Origin of the sequence: Pseudomonas sp. BF-B-30 (genome assembly GCF_019956305.1) — a bacterium.
Classification (GTDB): Bacteria; Pseudomonadota; Gammaproteobacteria; order Pseudomonadales; family Pseudomonadaceae; genus Aquipseudomonas; species Aquipseudomonas jessenii.
In genome coordinates, this window is record NZ_JAHBDG010000078.1 from 1 (window position 1) to 1,273 (window position 1,273).

Here is a 1,273-nt window from a genome sequence, read left to right on the forward strand (position 1 = left end):
TGCACCGTCGGGTCGTCACGGTTGAGGGTCAGCGGGATCATGGATTTACCCACCGGCTGGCCTGGCTTGGCGGGTTCGAAGTCGGCGGGGTTCATGCTCACGTCCTGACCGGCGTAAGGCTGGACCACCATCTGCATGAACTTGCCCACCACCGGATCGCCGGCGTCCCACTCCAGCCCTTTGCTGCCCAGCTTGAGTACCGCCTTGTACCTGCCGGACAAGACATCGGCCAGGCTCAGCGGTAAAGCCTCCGGCCCCTTGCCATCGTGGTGCTCCATCAGGTTGACGAAGTACAGCTTGTCGCCGGTGCTGATCCCGTGTTTCGAGAAGTTGACGATGATGTCGAAACGCTCGGCGATGCCCATGCTGGGCAGGATGGCGTTGTGGTCCTGCAGGTCGCCGTCGGCGTCCAGGTCCATGCTGCCGTCGAACGGCACGGCGTGTTCCATGAGGTTGCCGTCGTTGGCGATCAAGTGGAACGGCACGCGGGTGTAAGACAGGCCGGAGCCTGTCGGGCCGGGGAATTCGCCACCGGTGCCGACGATTTCACGCACCAGCGCGATCCTGAAGAAGCGCGACACCGAGCCATTGAGGATGCGGAAACGATAGCTGCGCGCCCGCACGTTCAGGCGCGGCTGGTACTGCCAGTTGACCAGGATCTGGTCGCCGAGAAAACCGTCGGTGTTGAACGGGTTGAACCACAGCTGGCCATTGGTATCCCAGGCCTTGTCGGCCACGGTCAGGTTCACATCGTAGTCGCGGTTGCCCCAGGGCAATGCCGAACCGCTGGGCAGGCGCAGGTTGACGCCGTCTACAAACGCTTCGTTACCGCGATCCAGGGCGCTGTAGTAGTTCATCATCGTCGCGTTGCCCTTGTAGACGTTCTGCGCGGTGAAATCGAGCATGTGGTCATGGAACCAGTGGGTGCTCATGGTTTCGTGCCAGTCGCCACGGATCTTGATGCTGCCGTTGTCGCAGGTCTTGAGGCCCGGCGTGGCATCGTTGACGAACAGGGTTTCGCCCGGGGCGCAGGGGAATGCCGCGCGCGGATCCTGAGCGCTGGTGTTGATGGTGTCGTAACCGGCCAACTGGATCGGCCAGCGATAGTCGTAGTACTGCCCCGGAAAGAAAAACGCATTGGAAAATCCGTCGCTTTCGGCCGGGGAGTGGCCGTTGTGTTCGTGGGTGCTGAGGGTATGCAGGCCGAACCCCATGTTGGCCGACGGATCGATCGGCAGGGCGTTGTAGTGGCGCATCAGCACCGGTTGGCCGT

General features: G+C 62.4%; 1 pseudogene. It reads right to left on the reverse strand.

Annotated elements, in window-relative coordinates:
- Window positions 1-1,273, reverse strand: a pseudogene (locus tag KGB29_RS29060) (copper oxidase); the annotation flags it as partial.